Origin of the sequence: Nocardia harenae NBRC 108248, from assembly GCF_001612885.1 — a bacterium.
Taxonomy (GTDB): Bacteria; Actinomycetota; Actinomycetes; order Mycobacteriales; family Mycobacteriaceae; genus Nocardia; species Nocardia harenae.
Map to the genome: position 1 here is coordinate 658,323 of NZ_BDBH01000001.1, position 17,512 is coordinate 675,834.

The 17,512-nt window shown below is 70.5% G+C and carries 17 protein-coding genes; 9 read left to right on the forward strand and 8 right to left on the reverse strand.

The window, feature by feature from the left end:
* Positions 1-61: 61 nt before the first annotated feature.
* Positions 62-1,708 (reverse strand): acyl-CoA synthetase, encoded by a 1,647-nt coding sequence (locus tag NH2_RS02680; protein ID WP_067647447.1) that lies wholly within the window; start codon positions 1,706-1,708, stop codon positions 62-64.
* 61 nt (positions 1,709-1,769) lie between these two features.
* Between NH2_RS02680 and NH2_RS02685 the strand changes: the two genes are divergently transcribed.
* Positions 1,770-2,549 (forward strand): crotonase/enoyl-CoA hydratase family protein, encoded by a 780-nt coding sequence (locus NH2_RS02685; RefSeq protein ID WP_067647450.1) that lies wholly within the window; start codon positions 1,770-1,772, stop codon positions 2,547-2,549.
* Positions 2,550-2,665: 116 nt separating this feature from the next.
* Here the strand turns inward: NH2_RS02685 and NH2_RS02690 are convergent, their stop codons facing one another.
* The gene (locus tag NH2_RS02690) at positions 2,666-3,085 is read right to left on the reverse strand and encodes a VOC family protein (protein WP_067647453.1); all 420 of its coding nucleotides are present in this window, start codon (positions 3,083-3,085) and stop codon (positions 2,666-2,668) included.
* A gap of 117 nt (positions 3,086-3,202) precedes the next feature.
* Between NH2_RS02690 and NH2_RS02695 the strand changes: the two genes are divergently transcribed.
* Positions 3,203-4,204, forward strand: coding sequence for a sigma-70 family RNA polymerase sigma factor (locus NH2_RS02695; protein WP_067647456.1), 1,002 nt, complete (start codon positions 3,203-3,205; stop codon positions 4,202-4,204).
* A 15-nt stretch (positions 4,205-4,219) separates the two neighbouring features.
* Here the strand turns inward: NH2_RS02695 and NH2_RS02700 are convergent, their stop codons facing one another.
* Positions 4,220-5,257, reverse strand: coding sequence for an LLM class F420-dependent oxidoreductase (locus NH2_RS02700; RefSeq protein WP_067647459.1), 1,038 nt, complete (start codon positions 5,255-5,257; stop codon positions 4,220-4,222).
* A 62-nt stretch (positions 5,258-5,319) separates the two neighbouring features.
* Here NH2_RS02700 and NH2_RS02705 point away from each other — a divergent pair, with 62 nt between their 5' ends.
* The 5 genes from NH2_RS02705 to NH2_RS02725 all read left to right on the forward strand — a co-directional run bounded on the left by NH2_RS02705 (position 5,320) and on the right by NH2_RS02725 (position 9,913).
* On the forward strand, positions 5,320-6,333 hold the full coding sequence (locus NH2_RS02705; RefSeq protein ID WP_084505151.1) for a Zn-ribbon domain-containing OB-fold protein: 1,014 nt from the start codon (positions 5,320-5,322) through the stop codon (positions 6,331-6,333).
* Positions 6,330-7,376 (forward strand): thiolase family protein, encoded by a 1,047-nt coding sequence (locus NH2_RS02710; protein ID WP_245650386.1) that lies wholly within the window; start codon positions 6,330-6,332, stop codon positions 7,374-7,376. Before NH2_RS02705 ends, NH2_RS02710 begins: the two co-directional genes overlap by 4 nt.
* Positions 7,377-7,446: 70 nt before the next feature.
* Positions 7,447-8,616 carry a thiolase family protein gene (locus NH2_RS02715; protein WP_067647465.1) on the forward strand — a complete coding sequence of 390 codons (1,170 nt, stop codon included), beginning with the start codon at positions 7,447-7,449 and terminating at the stop codon, positions 8,614-8,616.
* A gap of 8 nt (positions 8,617-8,624) precedes the next feature.
* The gene (locus NH2_RS02720) at positions 8,625-9,509 is read left to right on the forward strand and encodes a TIGR03619 family F420-dependent LLM class oxidoreductase (protein WP_067647744.1); all 885 of its coding nucleotides are present in this window, start codon (positions 8,625-8,627) and stop codon (positions 9,507-9,509) included.
* Positions 9,506-9,913 (forward strand): nuclear transport factor 2 family protein, encoded by a 408-nt coding sequence (locus NH2_RS02725; protein WP_067647467.1) that lies wholly within the window; start codon positions 9,506-9,508, stop codon positions 9,911-9,913. Before NH2_RS02720 ends, NH2_RS02725 begins: the two co-directional genes overlap by 4 nt.
* A 101-nt stretch (positions 9,914-10,014) precedes the next feature.
* Here NH2_RS02725 and NH2_RS02730 read toward each other — a convergent pair whose 3' ends face one another.
* The gene (locus NH2_RS02730) at positions 10,015-11,256 is read right to left on the reverse strand and encodes a cytochrome P450 (protein ID WP_067647470.1); all 1,242 of its coding nucleotides are present in this window, start codon (positions 11,254-11,256) and stop codon (positions 10,015-10,017) included.
* 113 nt (positions 11,257-11,369) lie between these two features.
* On the opposite strand from NH2_RS02730, the gene NH2_RS02735 reads away from it, so the two are divergent.
* Positions 11,370-12,533, forward strand: a complete 1,164-nt coding sequence (locus NH2_RS02735) for a steroid 3-ketoacyl-CoA thiolase (RefSeq protein ID WP_067647472.1) — start codon at positions 11,370-11,372, stop codon at positions 12,531-12,533.
* A gap of 363 nt (positions 12,534-12,896) precedes the next feature.
* On the forward strand, positions 12,897-13,313 hold the full coding sequence (locus NH2_RS02740; RefSeq protein ID WP_011207048.1) for a helix-turn-helix domain-containing protein: 417 nt from the start codon (positions 12,897-12,899) through the stop codon (positions 13,311-13,313).
* 308 nt (positions 13,314-13,621) lie between these two features.
* On the opposite strand, the gene NH2_RS02745 is transcribed toward NH2_RS02740, so the two are convergent.
* The 4 genes from NH2_RS02745 to NH2_RS02760 all read right to left on the reverse strand — a co-directional run bounded on the left by NH2_RS02745 (position 13,622) and on the right by NH2_RS02760 (position 17,505).
* Positions 13,622-14,629 (reverse strand): hypothetical protein, encoded by a 1,008-nt coding sequence (locus NH2_RS02745; protein WP_067647475.1) that lies wholly within the window; start codon positions 14,627-14,629, stop codon positions 13,622-13,624.
* Complete coding sequence (locus NH2_RS02750; protein ID WP_067647478.1) at positions 14,626-15,129, reverse strand: ImmA/IrrE family metallo-endopeptidase; 504 nt, start codon at positions 15,127-15,129, stop codon at positions 14,626-14,628. The genes NH2_RS02745 and NH2_RS02750 overlap by 4 nt, the downstream gene beginning before the upstream one ends.
* Complete coding sequence (locus NH2_RS02755; protein WP_157103567.1) at positions 15,126-16,283, reverse strand: hypothetical protein; 1,158 nt, start codon at positions 16,281-16,283, stop codon at positions 15,126-15,128. The genes NH2_RS02750 and NH2_RS02755 overlap by 4 nt, the downstream gene beginning before the upstream one ends.
* A 313-nt stretch (positions 16,284-16,596) precedes the next feature.
* Positions 16,597-17,505 (reverse strand): SDR family oxidoreductase, encoded by a 909-nt coding sequence (locus NH2_RS02760; protein WP_067647484.1) that lies wholly within the window; start codon positions 17,503-17,505, stop codon positions 16,597-16,599.
* Positions 17,506-17,512: the final 7 nt, after the last annotated feature.

The window sequence follows — 17,512 nt, forward strand, 5'->3', positions numbered from 1 at the left end:
ACCCTCCACAAAACAACGGCGGGCCGCCGCGCGTGCCCGCGCGACGACCCGCCGGAAGTCCCTACCTGCCGGTGCTCGCCTCGGCGTGCTCGTCGGCGGGCCTGGCCTCGGTCTGCTCCTTGGCCCAGCGGTAGTCCGGCTTACCGGCGGGCGACCGCTTGATCTCGTCCACGAACCACAGGCTGCGCGGCAGCTTGTACCTGGCGATGCTCTCGCACATCGTCGGGTGCAGCTCGGCCAGGGTGGGCTTGGCGCCGTCGCGCGGCTGCACCACGGCGACCACGCGCTGCCCCCAGCGCTCGTCCGCGACCCCGACCACGAGGGCGTCGAAGACGTCCGGGTGCGCCTTGAGCGCGCCCTCGACCTCCTCCGGGAAGATCTTCTCGCCGCCGGAGTTGATGCTCACCGAGCCGCGGCCGAGCATGGTCACCGTGCCGTCCTCCTCGACCCGCGCGTAGTCGCCCGGGATGGAGTAGCGCACGCCGTCGTACTCGCGGAAGGTGGCGGCGGTCTTCACCTCGTCCTTGTAGTAGCCGAGCGGAATGTGCCCCTTGCGCGCCAGGATGCCGATCTGGCCGGAGCCGGGGACCACCGGCTTGCCGTCCTCGCCGAGCACCGAGGTGGAGGCGTCGATCTTGACCCGCGGCCCGCCGTCCGCGGCACTGCCCTTGGCGACCACGCTGAGCCCGGCGAAACCGGTCTCCGACGAGCCGATCGAGTCGGTGATCATGGTGTTCGGCAGCAGCTCCAGGTACTTGTCCTTGAGGCTGGGCGAGAAGAGCGCCGCGGAGCTGGCCAGCGCGTAGAGCGCGGAGTGCTCGTACGGCTTCCCGGTCTCCGGATTGCCCTCGATCAGCGCGTCCAGCATGGGCCGCGCCATGGCGTCGCCGGTGATGAAGACGACGTTGATGGTGTGCCGGTCGATGTGCTGCCAGACCCCGTGCCCGCTGAACTCCGGGATCATCACCAGCTTGCCGCCGCTGAACAGGCTCTGGAAGGAGGCCCACTGCGAGCCGCCGTGGATCATCGGCGGGATCGGGAAGCGGGTCATGCCCGGGTTCGCGGCGCCCTGCTCGGCCAGCTCGTACTCGGTCTTGACGTACTCGCCGGTCAAGAAGTTGATGCCGCCGCCGAGCACCCGCCAGACATCCTCCTGGCGCCACATGACGCCCTTCGGCAGCCCGGTGGTGCCGCCGGTGTAGAGCATGTAGAGGTCGTCCGGCGAGCGCTCGCCGAAGTCCCGCTCGCCGCTCGCGGCGGCCAGGGCGGCCTCGTACTCGACCGCGCCGTCGGGGTACGGGGTGTCGGTGCCGTCCTCCACCACGACGAGCGTGCGCAGCGCGGGCACCCGCGCCCGGACGGCCGCGACCTTGTCGCCGTAGCGCCGCTCGTGCACCAGCGCGACCATGTCCGAGTTCTCGAAGATGTGCTGCAACTCGTTCTCGACGTAGCGGTAGTTGACGTTGATCATCACCGCCCGCGCCTTGAAGACCGCGACCATGGCCTCGACGGCCTCGATCGTGTTCCGCGAGTAGATGCCGACTTTGTCGCCCGGCCGCACGCCCTGTTCGAGCAGGTGGTGAGCGAGTTTGTTGGCCCGCTCCTCCAACTGGGCGTAGCTGATCTCCCGGGCGTCGTCGACCAGGGCGATCCGGTCCGGCATGAGATCGATGGCGTGTTCGACGAGATCCGCTATGTTGTAGCTCACAGAGTCAAAAATAGAACGTGTTACTGTTTCTGACAAGCCTCAGAAGTCAGGAGAACCCGATATGGCGCAGTGCCTCGTCGAGCAGCGGGACCACGTCCTCATCGTCACCTTGAACCGGCCGGAGGCGCGCAACGCGCTCACCACCGAGATGATGGGCATCATGCTCGATGCCTGGGACCGGGTGGACGAGGATCCGGAAATCCGGGTGGCGATCCTGACCGGCGCAGGCGGCGCCTTCTGCGCGGGCGCCGATCTCAAGGGCATGACCAAGCAGCACCCGGGTGAGACCTTCACCGGCGGCTTCGACGCCACCACGCTGCCCGCGCTGCTCAAGGGGCGGCGGCTGCGCAAGCCGCTGATCGCGGCGGTGGAGGGGGCCGCCATCGCGGGCGGTACCGAGATTCTGCAGGCCACCGATATCCGGATCGCGGGCGAGAGCGCGAGGTTCGGGGTCTCCGAGGCGCGCTGGGGGCTGTACCCGCTCGGCGGGTCTGCGGTGCGGCTGGTGCGCCAGCTGCCCTACACCGTTGCCGCCGACATCCTGCTCACCGGGCGGCACCTGAAGGCGGCCGAGGCCAGGGAGATCGGGCTGATCGGCTACGTCGTGCCGGACGGCAGCGCCCTGGACAAGGCGCTGGAGATCGCCGACGTGATCGCCGGGAACGGCCCGCTGGCGGTGCAGGCCATCCTGCGCACCATCCGGGAGACCGAGGGGATGCCGGAGGACGAGGCGTTCAAGATCGACGGCGAGGTCGGGATGGCGGTCTTCAAGACCAAGGACGCCAAGGAGGGGCCGCGGGCCTTCGCGGAGAAGCGGAAAGCAGTGTTCACCGGCGAGTAAGCGAGGCAGGCGGGTCGACCACGCCGCCCCCGCGGCCAGGCCGTCCACTCCGGTGCGGACCCCGGGCAGCAAGCGCGACACGCCCTGGCGGGAGCGGGTCGCGCTCGGCGGGGGAACTACTCGGCGCCGGGGTAGTTCATCCAGAACGGCTCCCAGGTGTGGCCGTCGGGGTCGATGAAGTTGCGGCCGTACATGCCGACGGCCGCCTCCTCCGCCTTCTTGGTCTCGTCGACCTCCTCGGTGGCCCCCGCCGCGAGCGCCGCCTCGGCCAGGGCGTCCACCTCCTGCGCGCTGCCGAGCGAGAGCGCGTAGGAGGCGGCGCGGGCCGCGACCGTGTCCGCGGTCGGCCGCTTGCCGAAGGTCTGGAAGTACTCCCTGGTCAGCAGCATGAGGCAGATATTGTCGTCGATCACGATGCAGGACGCGTTGGCGTCGGTGAAATCCTCGTTCACCTTCCAGCCGAGCGCCTCGTAGAAGCGCTTGGCGCGCGGCAGATCGGCGACGGGCAGGTTCACGAAGATCATCTTGCTGGCCATGGCGGCTCCTGACGTGGTGCGTGCGGGGGTCACCAGAGAAGACGCGCCGGCGCGGTGGAATTCATCGCGGGAATTTCGGGGCTCAACACTGTCGGAGTCCTGTGGCAGGGTGAGCCCATGGAGACCCCCACCGCTGCTACCAGCACCGGTGTTACTCCGGAGGTGCTCACCGCCTTCGAAGGGCACCGGCGCGAACTCTGCGCCTACGCGTACCGCATGCTCGGCTCCTCGTTCGAGGCCGAGGACGCGGTGCAGGAGACCTTCACCCGCGCCTGGAAGTCCTACGGCTCCTTCGAGGGGCGGGCCAGCCTGCGCTCCTGGCTGTACCGGATCGCGACCAATGTCTGCCTGGACATGCTGGACGGCCCGCAGCGCCGGGCCCGCCCGATGGATATGAACGGGCCCTCCCGCCCGGATTCCACGCTGCCCGCCCCGCAGCCCGACTACGTCTGGATCGAGCCCATCCCGAACGCGCTGGCCTTCGGCGCCGATCCGGCCGAGCACGCCAGCACCAAGGACACCCTGCGACTCGCCTTCGTCGCGGCCTGCCAGCACCTGCCCGCCACCCAGCGCGCCATCCTGATCATGCGCGAGGTGCTCCGCTTCTCCGCCAACGAGACGGCGCAGGCGCTCACCATGTCGCCCGCCTCGGTGAACAGCGCGCTGCAGCGGGCCCGCGCCACCATGTCCAAGGTGACGCCGACCGAGACCGACGAGTACGACGAGAGCAACGAGCAGCAGCGCAAGCTGGTCGACGATTTCGTGGCCGCCTTCGAGGCCTACGACATGGATACGCTGACCACCCTGCTCAAGGCCGATGTCGCGCTCTCCATGCCGCCGCTGGAGCTGTGGGTCTCCGGCCCGCGGGATGTCGCCGCGTTCATGCTCGGGCACGGCGCCGCCTGCCGGGATTCCCGGATGGTGCGGCTGGCGGGCGCCAATGGCCTGCCCGCCTTCGGCCACTACAAGCCGAGCGGCGAGCCGGGGCTCTGGACGCCGTGGTCGATCACCGTGCTGGAGCTGGACGGCGGCGCGGTCGCCGGGCTCAATTTCTTCCTCGACACCGACCGGCTCTTCCCGCTCTTCGGGCTCCCGCCGGAACTGCGGGAGCCCGCCTGATTTCTAGAACGAGTTCTACCCCTGCACGAGGGGGGCGATCCGGCGCATGGATTCCAGGTCCGGCACCGCGATCAGGAGCATGGTGACGCCCGCCTTCTCCCAGACCGGAAGCTGCGCACGCACGTGATCCTCGTCGCCGATGATGGCGGTGTCGAGGATCATCTCGTCCGGTACCGCGGCGGCGGCCTCGGCCTTCTTCCCGGCCCGGAAGAGCTCGGTGATCTCGTCGACCTCGCGGTCGTAGCCCATGCGCCGGTACACCTGGGCGTGGAAGTTGAGCTCGGGCGCGCCCATGCCGCCGATGTAGAGCGACATCACCCAGCGCATGCGCTCCAGCTCCGCGGCGGTGTCGTCGGTGACCACCACCTGGCAGCTCGCGGCGATCTCGAAGTCGGCCCGCGAACGCCGGGCGCCCGCACGCGCGAACCCCTCGTCCAGCCACTCGTTGTATATCCCGGCGAGCCGCGGCGCGTAGTAGATGGCCAGCCAGCCGTCCGCGATCTCGGCGGTGAGCGCGACGTTCTTCGGCCCCTCCGCACCCAGCCAGATGGGCAGATCCGCGCGCAGCGGGTGCGTGATCGGCTTGAGCGGCTTGCCGAGCCCGGAGCCACCGGGCCCGCTGTAGGGCAGCGGATAGTGCGGGCCCGCGCTGGTCACCGGGGCCTCGCGGGCCAGCACCTGGCGCACGATGTCGACGTACTCCCTGGTGCGCTGCAACGGCTTGGCGAACGGCTGGCCGTACCACCCCTCCACCACCTGCGGGCCGGAGACGCCGAGCCCGAGCACCGCCCGCCCGGCGCTCAGGTGGTCGAGGGTGAGCGCGTGCATCGCGGTGGAGGTGGGGGTGCGCGCGGAGAGCTGCACCACCGAGGTGCCGAGCCGCACCCGGCTGGTCCGCGAGCCCCACCAGGCGAGCGGGCCGAAGGCATCCGAGCCCCAGGACTCGGCGGCGAACACCGCGTCGAATCCGGCCTCCTCGGCCGCCGTCACCATCTCGCCCGCATTGGCGGGCGGGGCCGCCATCCAATACCCGAGCTGCAATCCGAACTTCACGATCGACCCCTTTCGCGGCCAACTGCTTGCCAGCAGAATAAGAACCTGTTCTACTCGATATCGTGACTCAGGGGAATACCGCTTCCGCCGTCGTCGCGGCCGCACCCGGCAACGATCCGGACCACGCGCCCGACGTACTCAGCGCGCCCCTGCGGGTGCGATTCGACTACACCAGATCGGCGGGCCCGATCATCGGCGCCTTCCTCGGCGGGCTGCGCGCGGGCCGGATCACCGGCATCCGCGGCTCGGACGGCCGGGTGCTGGTGCCGCCTGCCGAGTTCGACCCGGTCACCAGCGAGCCGCTGACCGAGTTCGTCGACGTGGCCGAGGTCGGCACCGTCACGTCGTGGAGCTGGGTGCGCGACCCGCTGCCGGACCAGCCGTTCGACCGGCCCTTCGCCTGGGCGCTGATCCAGCTGGACGGCGCCGACACCGCCCTGCTGCACGCCGTCGACGTGCCGAGCGCCGACGACATTTACACCGGCCTCCGGGTCCGCGCGCGGTGGGCGGCCGAGCGCACCGGCTCGATCCGGGACATCGCGCACTTCGTGCCCGGCGAGACCGCCGAGCCGGCGGCGGGCTCCGCGGACGCCGAGCCGGTGACCATCCTGACCACACCGGTGGAGCTGCACTACAAGCACACCGCCTCTCCTCAGGAAACGGTCTACCTGCGCGGGCTGGCCGAGGGCAAGCTCATCGGCGGCCGCACCGACGCAGCAGGCAAGGTCTACTTCCCGCCGCGCGGCGCCAGCCCGACCGACGGCATCCCCACCGACGACATGGTGGAACTCAGCGACAAGGGCACCGTCACCACCTTCTGCATCGTGAACGTCCCCTTCCTCGGGCAGCGGATCAAGCCGCCGTACGTCGCGGCCTACGTGCTGCTGGACGGCGCCGACATCCCGGTGCTGCACCTGGTGCTCGGCTGCGAGGCGAGCGAGGTGCGGATGGGCATGCGGGTGGAGGCGGTCTGGAAGCCGCGCGAGGAGTGGGGCCACGGGCTGGAGAACGTGGACCACTTCCGGCCGAGCGGCGAACCGGACGCCGACTACGAGACCTACAAACACCACCTGTGAGGCCAACCGTGACCGACCACGCCACCGACATCGCAGTCGTCGGCTTCGCCCACGCCCCGCACGTGCCCGAGACCTTCGGCACCACCAATGGCGTGGAGATGCTGGTGCCGATCTTCCAGAAGCTCTACGACCGGCTCGGAATCAGCAAGTCGGACATCGACTTCTGGTGCTCCGGCTCCTCCGACTGGCTGGCCGGGCGTGCCTTCTCCTTCATCTCCGCGGTCGACTCGATCGGCGCGGTGCCGCCGATCAACGAGTCGCACGTGGAGATGGACGCCGCGTGGGCGCTCTACGAGGCCTGGGTGAAGCTCCGCTCCGGCCAGGCGCGGACCGCCCTGGTCTACGGCTTCGGCAAGTCCTCGGCGGGCACCCTGCGCCGGACCCTCACCATGCAGATGGATCCGTACCTGGTGGGGCCGCTCTGGCCGGACGCCGTCTCGGTGGCCGGGCTGCAGGCGCGCGCCGGGCTGGACGCCGGGCGCTGGTCCGAGCGCGATATGGCCGCCGTCGCCGCGGGCGCGGACGGCGATGTCGATGCCCTGCTGGCGAAGCCGTACACCGCCAACCCGTTCCGGGCGCACGACGTCGCGCCGGTGACCGACGGCGCCGCCGCCATCGTGCTCGCCGTCGGCGACCGGGCCCGCGAGCTCTGCGAGCGCCCGGCCTGGATCACCGGCATGGCGCACCGCATCGACGCGCAGGCGTTCGGCGTGCGCGACCTCACCGTCTCGCCCTCGACCACCGCCGCGGCGCGGGCCGTCACCGGCGGCGACACCGCCGGCTTCGACGTCGCCGAGCTGCACGCGCAGTTCAGTCACCAGCAGCTGATCCTGGCCGATGCCATCGGGCTGAAGCCGGAGACCAGGATCAACCCCTCCGGCGGCGCGCTGGCGGGCAACCCCATGTTCGCCGCCGGGCTGGAGCGCATCGGCTACGCGGCCGAGGCGATCATCTCGGGTTCCGCGAACCGGGCGCTGGCCCACGCGACCAGCGGCCCCGTGCTGCAGCAGAACCTAGTCACCGTCATCGAATCGGAGGGCTGATGAGCCACAATCGCGCAGCAGGCCAGCTGCCCGACTCGGGTGCGGGTGTCCCGCAGGATGGAGCGGGCCGATGAGCTTCCCGGCCGCGGTGCTCGGCACCGGTCAAACCAATCACGTGACGAAACGCGCCGACGTGTCCATGGCGGGCATGTGCCGGGAGGCGATCGATCGCGCTCTCGCCGATGCCGGCCTCACCATCGCCGAGATCGACGCCGTCGTGGTCGGCAAGGCGCCCGACTTCTTCGAGGGCGTCATGATGCCGGAGCTGTACATGGCCGACGCGCTCGGCGCGGTCGGCAAGCCGATGATCCGGGTGCACACCGCGGGCTCGGTGGGCGGCTCGACCGGCGTGGTCGCCGCGAACCTGGTGCAGGCGGGCGTGCACAGGAAGGTGCTCGCCGTCTCCTGGGAGAAGCAGTCCGAGTCGAATGCCATGTGGGCACTGTCGATTCCGGTGCCCTTCACCATGCCGGTCGGCGCGGGCGCGGGCGGCTACTTCGCCCCGCACGTGCGCTCCTACATCCGCCGCTCCAACGCGCCGCTGCACATCGGCGCCATGGTCGCGGCCAAGGACCGGCGCAATGGCGCCAAGAACCCGCTCGCGCACCTGCGCCAGCCGGACATCACCGTGGAGTCGGTGCTGGCCTCGCAGATGCTCTGGGACCCGATCCGCTTCGACGAGACCTGCCCCTCCTCCGACGGCGCCTGCGCGCTGGTCATCGGCGATGCCGAGGCCGCCGAGGCGGTGGAGGCCACCGGCCGCAAGGTCGCCTGGGTGCACGGCACCGCCATGCGCACCGAGCCCACCACCTACGCGGGCCGCGACCAGGTGAACCCGCAGGCCGGGCGGGACGCGGCCGCCGCGCTCTGGGAAGCGGCCGGGATCGAGGACCCGCTGACCGAGATCGACGCGGCCGAGATCTACGTGCCGTTCTCCTGGTTCGAGCCCATGTGGCTGGAGAACCTGGGCTTCGCCGCCCAGGGCGAGGGCTGGAAGCTCACCGAGAAGGGCGAGACCGAGATCGGCGGCCAGCTGCCGGTGAACCCCTCCGGCGGCGTGCTCTCCTCCAACCCCATCGGCGCCTCCGGCATGATCCGCTTCGCCGAGGCGGCCAAGCAGGTCATGGATCGGGCCGGGGATTACCAGGTGCCGGGTGCGCGCAAGGCGCTCGGCCACGCCTACGGCGGCGGTTCGCAGTACTTCTCCATGTGGGTGGTCGGTTCGGAGCGTCCGGAATGAGTGCCCCGCTGAAGTTCACCGTCGGGATCGCGCTGAGCCCGCTGGAGCAGCTGCCCGCGCTGGCCAAGACCGCCGAGGAGGTCGGCTTCGCCGCCATCGCGCTGCCGGACTCGCTCTTCTACATGGAGTCGGCGGCGGCCAAGTACCCGTACACCGCGGACGGCAGCCGGTTCTGGGACAAGGACACCCCCTGGGTGGATCCGCTCATCGCCACCGCCGCGATGGCGGCGGTCACCTCGACACTCCGCTTCTACACCAATGTGCTCAAGCTGGGGTCGCGCAATCCGCTGCTGCTGGCCAGGCAGGTCGGCTCGGTGGCGAACCTCTCCGGGAACCGCTTCGGCTTCGGTGTCGGGATCGGCTGGGCGCCCGAGGAGTTCGAGTGGTGCGGGGTGCCGTACGCGCGCCGCGGCGCCCGGGTGGACGAGATGATCGAGGTCATCAAGCTGGTGCTGGCCGGCGGGATGGTGGAGTACCACGGCGAGTTCTTCGACTTCGACCCGCTGCAGATCAGCCCGGCGCCGAGCGAGCCGGTGCCGTTCTACGTCGGCGGGCACACCGCGGCGGCGCTGCGCCGGGCCGCGCGGGTCGGCGACGGCTGGGCCTCGGCCATGATGACCTACGACGAGCTGGTGTCGACCATCGGCACGCTGCGCGAGCTGCGCGCCGAGTACGACCGGGCCGATGATCCGTTCGAGATCCAGGCGGTCTGCGTGGACCGGTTCGGGCGGTCCGGGTATCAGGATCTGGCCGACGCGGGCGTCACCGATGCCATCACCATTCCGTGGCTGGCCGACGGGATCGGCTTCGACGGCCCCATCGAGGCCAAGCAGGAGTCCATGCGCACGTTCGCGGCCGAGTACATCGCCGACCCGATCGTGGCGGAGGCGTGAGCGGCACCGCGCGCGAGGCGGGGCTGGCCTCGCAGGCGGCGGTGCGGGCCAGGGACAAGGAGGCGTGGCTCGCGCTCTTCGCCCCGGACGGGGTGGTCGAGGACCCGGTCGGGCCCTCCGGCTTCGACCCCGAGGGCAAGGGGCACCACGGGCCCGAGGCCATCGCCGCGTTCTGGGACAAGGCGATCGCACCCACCGACGCCATCGAGTTCCACTTCGGCGACTCCTTCGCCTGCGGCAACGAGATCGCCTTCACCGGGCTCATCCGCTCCACCCTCGGCGGGCACGTCATCGACGCCGAGGGCGTCTTCACCTACCGCGTCGACGCCGAGGGCCGCATCGCCGCCCTGCGCGCCTTCTGGGAAGTGGATCGGGCCATGCAGACCGCACGCCCCGCGGTCTGACCGCGTACCGAACCGGCACCCCGCCCCTATCGGGCAACGAAGCACGCGACATACGCAAGAGGCCTCGCGGGCACCCGCGAGGCCTCTGAGCAGTAGCAGAACTACGGCGTGTAGTTCACCGGCAGGTGCTTGATCCCGTTCAACCACCCGGACCGCAACCGCTTCTCCCCGCCGACCCGGCTGATGTCGGGCAGGTGATCCGCGATGGCGTTGAAGATCAGATCCACCTCGAGCCGGGCCAGGTTGGCCCCGATGCAGAAGTGCGCCCCGGTCCCGCCGAAGGACAGGTGCGGGTTCGGATCGCGGGTGATGTCGAACCGATCGGCGTTCTCGAACACCTCTTCGTCGAAGTTGGCCGAGCGGTACAGCATGACCACCCGCTGCCCCTTCTTGATCTCCACCCCGCCCAGCTCGACATCCTCCAGCGCGGTGCGCTGGAACGAGGTCACCGGCGTGGCCCAGCGGATGATCTCGTCCGCCGCCGTCGCGGGCCGGTTCTTCTTGAACAGCTCCCACTGCTCGGGGTGCTCGAGGAACGCCATCATGCCGTGTGTGATGGCATTGCGGGTGGTCTCGTTGCCCGCGACCGCCAGCATGATGACGAAGAACCCGAACTCCTCCTCGCTCAGCTTGTGGCCGTCCAGATCCGCCTCGATGAGCTGGGTGACGATGTCGTTGGCCGGGTTGGCCTTGCGATCCGCCGCCATCTGGTACGCGTACATGAGGATCTCCGCCGAGGAGGCGGCCGGATCCACGTCGATGTCCGGGTCGTCGTACCCGGTCATCTCGTTGGACCAGGTGAAGAGCTTCATCCGGTCCTCCTGCGGCACGCCGATGAGCTCGGCGATGGCCTGCAGCGGCAGCTCGGAGGCGATCTGCTCGACGAAGTCGCCGGTGCCGCGCTCGGCGGCGGTCTTGACGATCTGCTCGGCCCGGTTGGAGAGCTCGTCGCGCAGCCCGTTGATCACCCGCGGGGTGAAGCCGCGGCTGATGATCTTGCGCAGCTTGGTGTGCTCCGGCGCGTCCTTGTTGATCAGGACGAAGCGCTGCAACTCGATCTGCTCGCGGGTGATGTCGTCGTTGAACCGCGGGATCGCGGTGTTCTCGTGCGTCGAGAAGACCTCGCTGCGGCGCGAGATCTCCTTGACGTCGGCGTGCTTGCTGGCAACCCAGAACCCGCCGTCGCGGAACCCGCCGACCTCGCGCGACTGCTCGTTCCACCAGATCGGCGCAGCCCGCCGCAGCTCGGCGAATTCCGCGACCGGAACCCGCTCGGCGTAGATGGCCGGGTCGGTCACATCGAAGCCCTCCGGCAGGTTCGGCCGGTTCCGTGTGTCTACCACCAGATGTCTCCTTCGACACTGTCCTCGAACGACAAACTGAAACACGTTCTACACTCATTACAGCACAAAGTGCGTGAACACGTTTCATTTCTTTTTCCGAAGGAAGGGTGGAGATGGGCACTCCCGTCATCGTCGAAGCGGCCCGTACCCCGATCGGCAAGCGCCGCGGCCAGCTCTCCGGGCTGCACGCCGCGGAGCTCCTCGGTGCCGCCCAGCGCGGCATCCTGGAGCGCGCCGCGGTGGATCCGGCGCAGGTCGAGCAGGTCATCGGCGGCTGCGTCACCCAGGCAGGCGAGCAATCCAACAATGTCACCAGGGTGGCGTGGCTGAACGAGGGACTCCCCTGGCAGACCGCCGCCACCACCGTCGACACCCAGTGCGGCTCGGCCCAGCAGGCCGCGCACCTGGTGGCCGGGCTGATCGCCGCCGACGCCATCGAGATCGGCCTCGCCTGCGGGGTGGAGGCCATGAGCCGGGTGCCGCTCGGCGCGAATGTGGGCGAGCACGCGGGCCCGCGCCGGCCGGACTCCTGGACCATCGACCTGCCCAACCAGTTCGAGGCGGCGGAGCGGATCGCCAAGCGCCGCGGCATCACCCGCGCCGACGTGGACGAGTTCGGCGCGCGCTCGCAGCGGCTGGCCGCGCAGGCATGGGCCGAGGGCCGGTTCGACCGCGAGATCCTCACGGTGACCGCGCCGGAGGTGGACAGGGAGGGCAACCGCACCGGCCGGACCCACACCGTCGACCGGGATGGGGGCCTGCGCGAGACCACCCTCGAGGGGCTGGCGACGCTGAAGCCGGTCCTGGAGGGCGGCATCCACACCGCGGGCAGCTCGTCGCAGATCTCGGACGGCGCCGCCGCCGTGCTGCTCATGGATCAGGCCGCCGCCGAGCGGGCCGGGCTGCGGCCGCGGGCCAGGATCGTCACCCAGGTGGTGGTCGGGGCCGAGCCGGAGTTCCACCTGGACGGTCCGGTGCAGGCCTGCGCCCGGTTGCTGGAGAAGTCGGGGATGAAGATCGGCGATCTCGACCTGTTCGAGATCAATGAGGCGTTCGCCTCGGTGGCGCTCTCCTGGGCACGAGTGCACGAGCCCGACTTCGACCGGGTCAATGTGAACGGCGGCGCGATCGCCATCGGGCACCCGGTCGGCTCGACTGGATCCCGCTTGCTCACAACGGCTTTGCACGAACTCGAGCGCACCGGCGGGAGCACCGCCATGGTGCTGATGTGCGCGGGCGGCGCGCTCGCGACGGGCACCATCATCGAGCGGCTCTAACCGGAAGTGTCGATTCCGGTCGGTTTCGTTGAACGTTCATCTCGAAGCCCCGAGAACGTGTTGTACGCCACACGTCACGGGACCGACCGGAATACATGAGACATCAGCTACTTTCAAGCTAACTTTGGTCGGTAGTCGACCGTTCGCCCGACAGGCGAGAACCGTTGCTCCGTGCCGCTCGCCCAGAGACCCCCGCGTCAACCCGCAAACGTCGATCCGAAGCCACTTCAGCCGACGGGGTGGCGTGAGGCGTCAGGAAATACGCAATCAGGCGTAGGTTTTCAGTTACTGAGCCGCTAATATCAATGATAGGTATCCGAGATAACCTCTCTTAGTACAGCGAAGGGAATTGGGCGGCTCACAATGGCTGATTTCGCGGCGCGGCTGAACAAGCTGTTCGAAACCGTGCATCCCCCGGGGCGCAAGCCGCACACCAACGCGGAGGTTGCGGCAGCGCTGACAGCCTCCGGGCATCCGATCTCGAAACCGTACCTGTCGCAGTTGCGCTCGGGGCAGCGGACGAACCCGTCGGACGAGACGGTGGCGGCACTGGCCAAGTTCTTCAAGGTCAAGCCGGACTACTTCTTCAACGACATCTACGCGGCCAAGATCGACCACGACCTGGAGCTGCTGTCGCAGCTCCAGGGCTACGGGCTGCGCAGGCTGTCGAGTCGGGCGTTCGACCTCTCCGAAGAATCGCAGAACCTTCTCACCTCCATGGCGGAGAAGTTGCGAGCCAGCGAGGGTCTGCCGGAAATTCCTCCGGACGGGACGGAATAGGGTTCTGAGACAATGCGGCGCGGTGCGGTCCAGGGGACCGCACCGCGTCGCATTGTGAGCTATCACAGCGCGACGGCTCCGCGTTGGGGACACTACCCGGACATCCGGTTGTCCACTGTGTGCGGTTAACGTTCATCTGCACGTGCATTCGCAAAAATGCACGATGCAGTGAAACAGATTCTCGTCGGATCGATAGCGCGGCTCCGCCGACTTTCCGGGCGGCAGTGATTCCGACCCATCGGTCCGATCGGCGAATCTCCAGCGGACCCCGCGTGCCCCCGGAATTACGGGCACCCGGATTCATCCGATCATTGGCGAACATGCGCGCCGCGGCCCGGTTCCAACGCGCGGGCAATCGCCTGCACCCATCGGCGGGGGCTGACTCCGGCGGGTGGGGCGATCCAGCGCGCGTCCACCCCGTCGGTGCCGCGCGGATCCCGCGCCCAGCGCGCGACCGCGGCTGCCCGTTCGGGCACCGAGGCGGGCGGCCTGCCCGCGGCGAACCGCGCTCCGCCCCCGGCCTGCAGGTAGAGCGCGTCCATGATCTGGGTGATCTGGTCGGAGGCGCGCAGCTGGGTCGACCACACCGACTGCTCGTGCGCGACGACCTGCGGAAAGCGGCGGATCAGCAGGCTGTGCAGCGCCTGCGTACGGCGCATGAGCAGCCGGGCGCGCAGCCACAGCTCCATCACGATCCAGACCGCGCCGAGCCCGATCAGCAGCGCCGCGAGCTCCCCGAGCCGGGCGAACGGGAGCGCCGCACCGGCCACGCGCCCCGGTTCCCCGGCCAGAGCCCGGCGGATCTCGGCGGCGGCGAGCAGCCCGACCAGGGCGGTGCCCGCGGTGTAGAGCGCGATGCCGCGGCCGAGCGCGGTCCAGTCCAGGTTGCGCAGGCCGGTGACCACGATCAGCAGGCAGCCGAGCGCGACGACGGCCCAGCCGAAGGTCGTCGACCAGGCGAGCGTGACCACCGCGGCGGCGGTGCCGATGCCGTAGATCCCGGCCGCGATCCGGCGCAGGTTGCCGCGCGAGACCACCGGCCAGGCCGCCGATGCCACCACCGAGGTGGCGGTGGCGAAGCCGATCCAGGCGGCGGTGTGCAGCGCACCGGAGAGCGGACCGGAGGGCAGGCCGCCGGGCAGCGCGTTGTCCAGCGCGAGGCCGATCTCCGGGACCGCGATGGTGGCTGCGGTGGCGACGGCGGCGACCGCGAGCACGATCGCCACCCTGGCGGTGGTGGCCGGCTTCACCAGCACCCGCCCGACCCGCGCGCCCGCGGCGATCCAGACCAGCATGGCGGTGATCCACGGCGTCATCCGAGCGCCTCGTCGAAGCGCAGCACCGAGACGCCCGCGCCCCGGTTGGTGAAGACCCGCAGCCGCGTCATGAGCATGGCGGCGAAGGTCTCGGCCTCCCACTCGGCGTGCTCGTCGGCGCCGTCCTCGACGATCTCCTGGTGCGAGCGCTGGCTGAGCATGTAGGCGATGAGGTCGTCGCTCGCGGCCAGCGTGACCTCCTCGGCGGGCGCGCCCTCGTGCGCGAAGACGATGTGGCCGAGTTCGTGGGCCAGGGTGTGGTCGCGGCCGGGCAGCGCCTCGGCGAGCACGATGACGTCGCGCTCGGGGTAGCGGCGGCGCTGGCCGCAGACGCCGGGGCCGAGCCGGGCGCTGGTGATCTCGATCTCCCGGCCGCGCTCCCGGCCGATGGCGTGCACCACCGCGTCCAGGGTGGTGGCGTCGGAGTCGGCGGCGACGGCGCAGACGGCGTCGACCGCTGCCGCGACGCGACGGTACGAGCGGGTGAGGGTTCTGGTCATCGGCGGTCTCCGGTTCCGAAGAATTCGGCTCTGGCGGCGTCGGTGCGGGCCTTGGCGGCGGCGGCGCTGCGGAAGCTGACGACGCCGGAGGCGGCGGCGGCTATGGCCATGGCGGCGAGGCCGCCGAGTACCGGGAGGAGCGGGGCCGACGGAATGGGGTCGGCGTCGGCCGCGGTGCGGACGTCGGGGTCGGGTGGGGAAGGTCGGGCGTTCTCCGTGGCGCCGATGGGGATCGGGGTGCCGGGGTCGGCGGGGTTCGGCGCCGCGCCGGGGTCGGCCGGGGGCGCCGCGCCGGGGTCGGCGGGGTTCGAGGCCGCGTCAGGGGCAGCGGGGTCCACGGGTGCGCCGGGGTCGGCGGGGTTCGGGGCTGCCAGGGTGCCCGGCTCACCCGGCGCCGCTGGGCGGTCGGGGGAACCCGTCTCGCCGTCGGTGCTGCCCGGCTCGGCCGCGGTGCCGGGCCCGCCCGGCGCCTCCGCGCCGCCGGCGGAATCCGGACCGGCCGCGCTGCCCGCGCGGTCCGGACCGCTCTCGCCCTCCGGGGCACCGAGCGTGCCTGGGCTGCCCGGCTCGCCGGGAGCGGGTCCCTGCGGATCGAGCGGTTCCACGCCGGGCTGAGACAGTCCGGGGAGGGCGGGGATCGGGAGGAGCAGCAGCAGGGGAACGGCGGAGGTGAGCGCCAGGGCCGTCGCGGCGGAGACGAGCGCGGCCGGAGCGAGCGCGACGGGCCGCACCCCCGGCCCGGAGGTGCCCGGCTCGGACGTGCCGGGCTCGGCGATTCCCCCGGCCGAAACCACCCCGCCCAGCTCGAGCCCCGCGGAGACCGAGAGCCCGAACCCGGTGAAACCCCCTGCCCCGAAACCGATCCCCGCCGACCCGCCGACCATCAGCCCGAGCCCGGCCGCCCCGGCACCGAGCAGCACCGGAGGCGCGGCTACGGGCGGCGCGATCGTCGTGACACCGGGCACTTTCCGGTCGGTCGTGCGCACCGGCTCGGTGGACTCGGCGTGTTCCTCGCTAGGCGGCCCCTCGTCCACCGACCCCTCGTCCACCGACCCCTCGTCCACCGACCCCTCGGCAACCGTCTCCTCGACCGTCCGGCTAACCGAAACGCCGGTGGACGACGGCACCCCCTCCACCTCCGTCGACGGCACCACCCCTTCGGTAGTGTCTGGCACAGACGACGTGGTCGACGGCGTGACACTGGGCGGCGTGGTCACCGACGGCGTCGAGGTCACCGTCTCGGACGGCTCGGCAAAAGCTCCGACCTGACCCGACAGCGCAATTGCAGCAACCGCAACAGCAACTGCTATCGGACGAACCGAACGCCCACCGGCCATGCGCCAGCCTTCCCCTCCTGAAACGAGCTCGACCCAACGGCCTGCTGCTGTTTCAGTCAGGGGTTTCGGGCGAACGCGAGCCCATCATAGCCGGGCTCTACCGCAGGGGAAGGCGCTCACCGAAATCGGCTCAGGCGCCGTAGACCGGTTCCGGCGGCACCGATTCGGCAATCAGCTTGGCAATCACCGGGCCGAGCTCCGCTGGATCCCAGCGCTGCCCCTTGTCGATGGGGCTGCCGTGCCGCCACCCGTCCGCCAGCGCGACCTTCCCGCCCTCGACCTCGAAGATCCGCCCGGTCACATCCCCGGATTCCGGGCTGCCCAGCCAGACCACCAGCGGCGAGATGTTCTCCGGCGCCATGGCGTCGAAGTCGGAGCCCTGGGTGGACATCATCTCGGCGAAGACCGTCTCGGTCATGCGGGTGCGCGCGGAGGGCGCGATGGCGTTCACGGTGACCCCGTAGCGGCCGAACTCCGCTGCGGCGGTGAGGGTCAGCGCGGCGATCCCGGCCTTGGCTGCGCCGTAATTGCCCTGCCCGACCGAGCCCTGCAGCCCCGCACCCGAACTGGTGTTGATCACCCGCGCGGCGACCGCGCGCCCCGCCTTCGACTCCCCGCGCCAGTACTCGGCGGCGTGCCGCAGCGGCGCGAAGTGCCCCTTGAGGTGCACCCGGACCACCGCGTCCCACTCGTCCTCGGCCAGATTCACCAGCATCCGGTCGCGCACGAAACCGGCATTGTTGACCAGCACGTCGAGCCCGCCGAAGGTGTCGATGGCCTGGTGCACCAGATTGCGTGAGCCGGCCCAGTCGGCCACGTCGTCGCCATTGGCGACGGCCTCGCCGCCCGCGGCGCGGATCTCGGCGACCACCTGCTCCGCCGGGGTCTCGCCGGTGGCGGCGCCGTCCAGCGCCGAGCCGAGGTCGTTCACCACGACCTTCGCCCCCGCCGCCGCGAAGGCCAGCGCGTGGGCGCGGCCGATGCCGCGACCCGCTCCGGTGACGATAACGGTGCGCCCGGCGCAGATCTGCTCGCTCATGCTCGTC

Excerpts from the sequence above, each read along its gene's own strand:
- NH2_RS02745 (WP_067647475.1), bottom strand. The coding sequence starts at position 14,629 with ATGACGCCGTGGATCACCGCCATGCTGGTCTGGATCGCCGCGGGCGCG.
- NH2_RS02690 (WP_067647453.1), bottom strand. The coding sequence starts at position 3,085 with ATGGCCAGCAAGATGATCTTCGTGAACCTGCCCGTCGCCGATCTGCCG.
- NH2_RS02685 (WP_067647450.1), top strand. The coding sequence starts at position 1,770 with ATGGCGCAGTGCCTCGTCGAGCAGCGGGACCACGTCCTCATCGTCACC.
- NH2_RS02715 (WP_067647465.1), top strand. The coding sequence starts at position 7,447 with ATGAGCTTCCCGGCCGCGGTGCTCGGCACCGGTCAAACCAATCACGTG.
- NH2_RS02750 (WP_067647478.1), bottom strand. The coding sequence starts at position 15,129 with ATGACCAGAACCCTCACCCGCTCGTACCGTCGCGTCGCGGCAGCGGTC.
- NH2_RS02735 (WP_067647472.1), top strand. The coding sequence starts at position 11,370 with ATGGGCACTCCCGTCATCGTCGAAGCGGCCCGTACCCCGATCGGCAAG.
- NH2_RS02740 (WP_011207048.1), top strand. The coding sequence starts at position 12,897 with ATGGCTGATTTCGCGGCGCGGCTGAACAAGCTGTTCGAAACCGTGCAT.
- NH2_RS02695 (WP_067647456.1), top strand. The coding sequence starts at position 3,203 with ATGGAGACCCCCACCGCTGCTACCAGCACCGGTGTTACTCCGGAGGTG.
- NH2_RS02760 (WP_067647484.1), bottom strand. The coding sequence starts at position 17,505 with ATGAGCGAGCAGATCTGCGCCGGGCGCACCGTTATCGTCACCGGAGCG.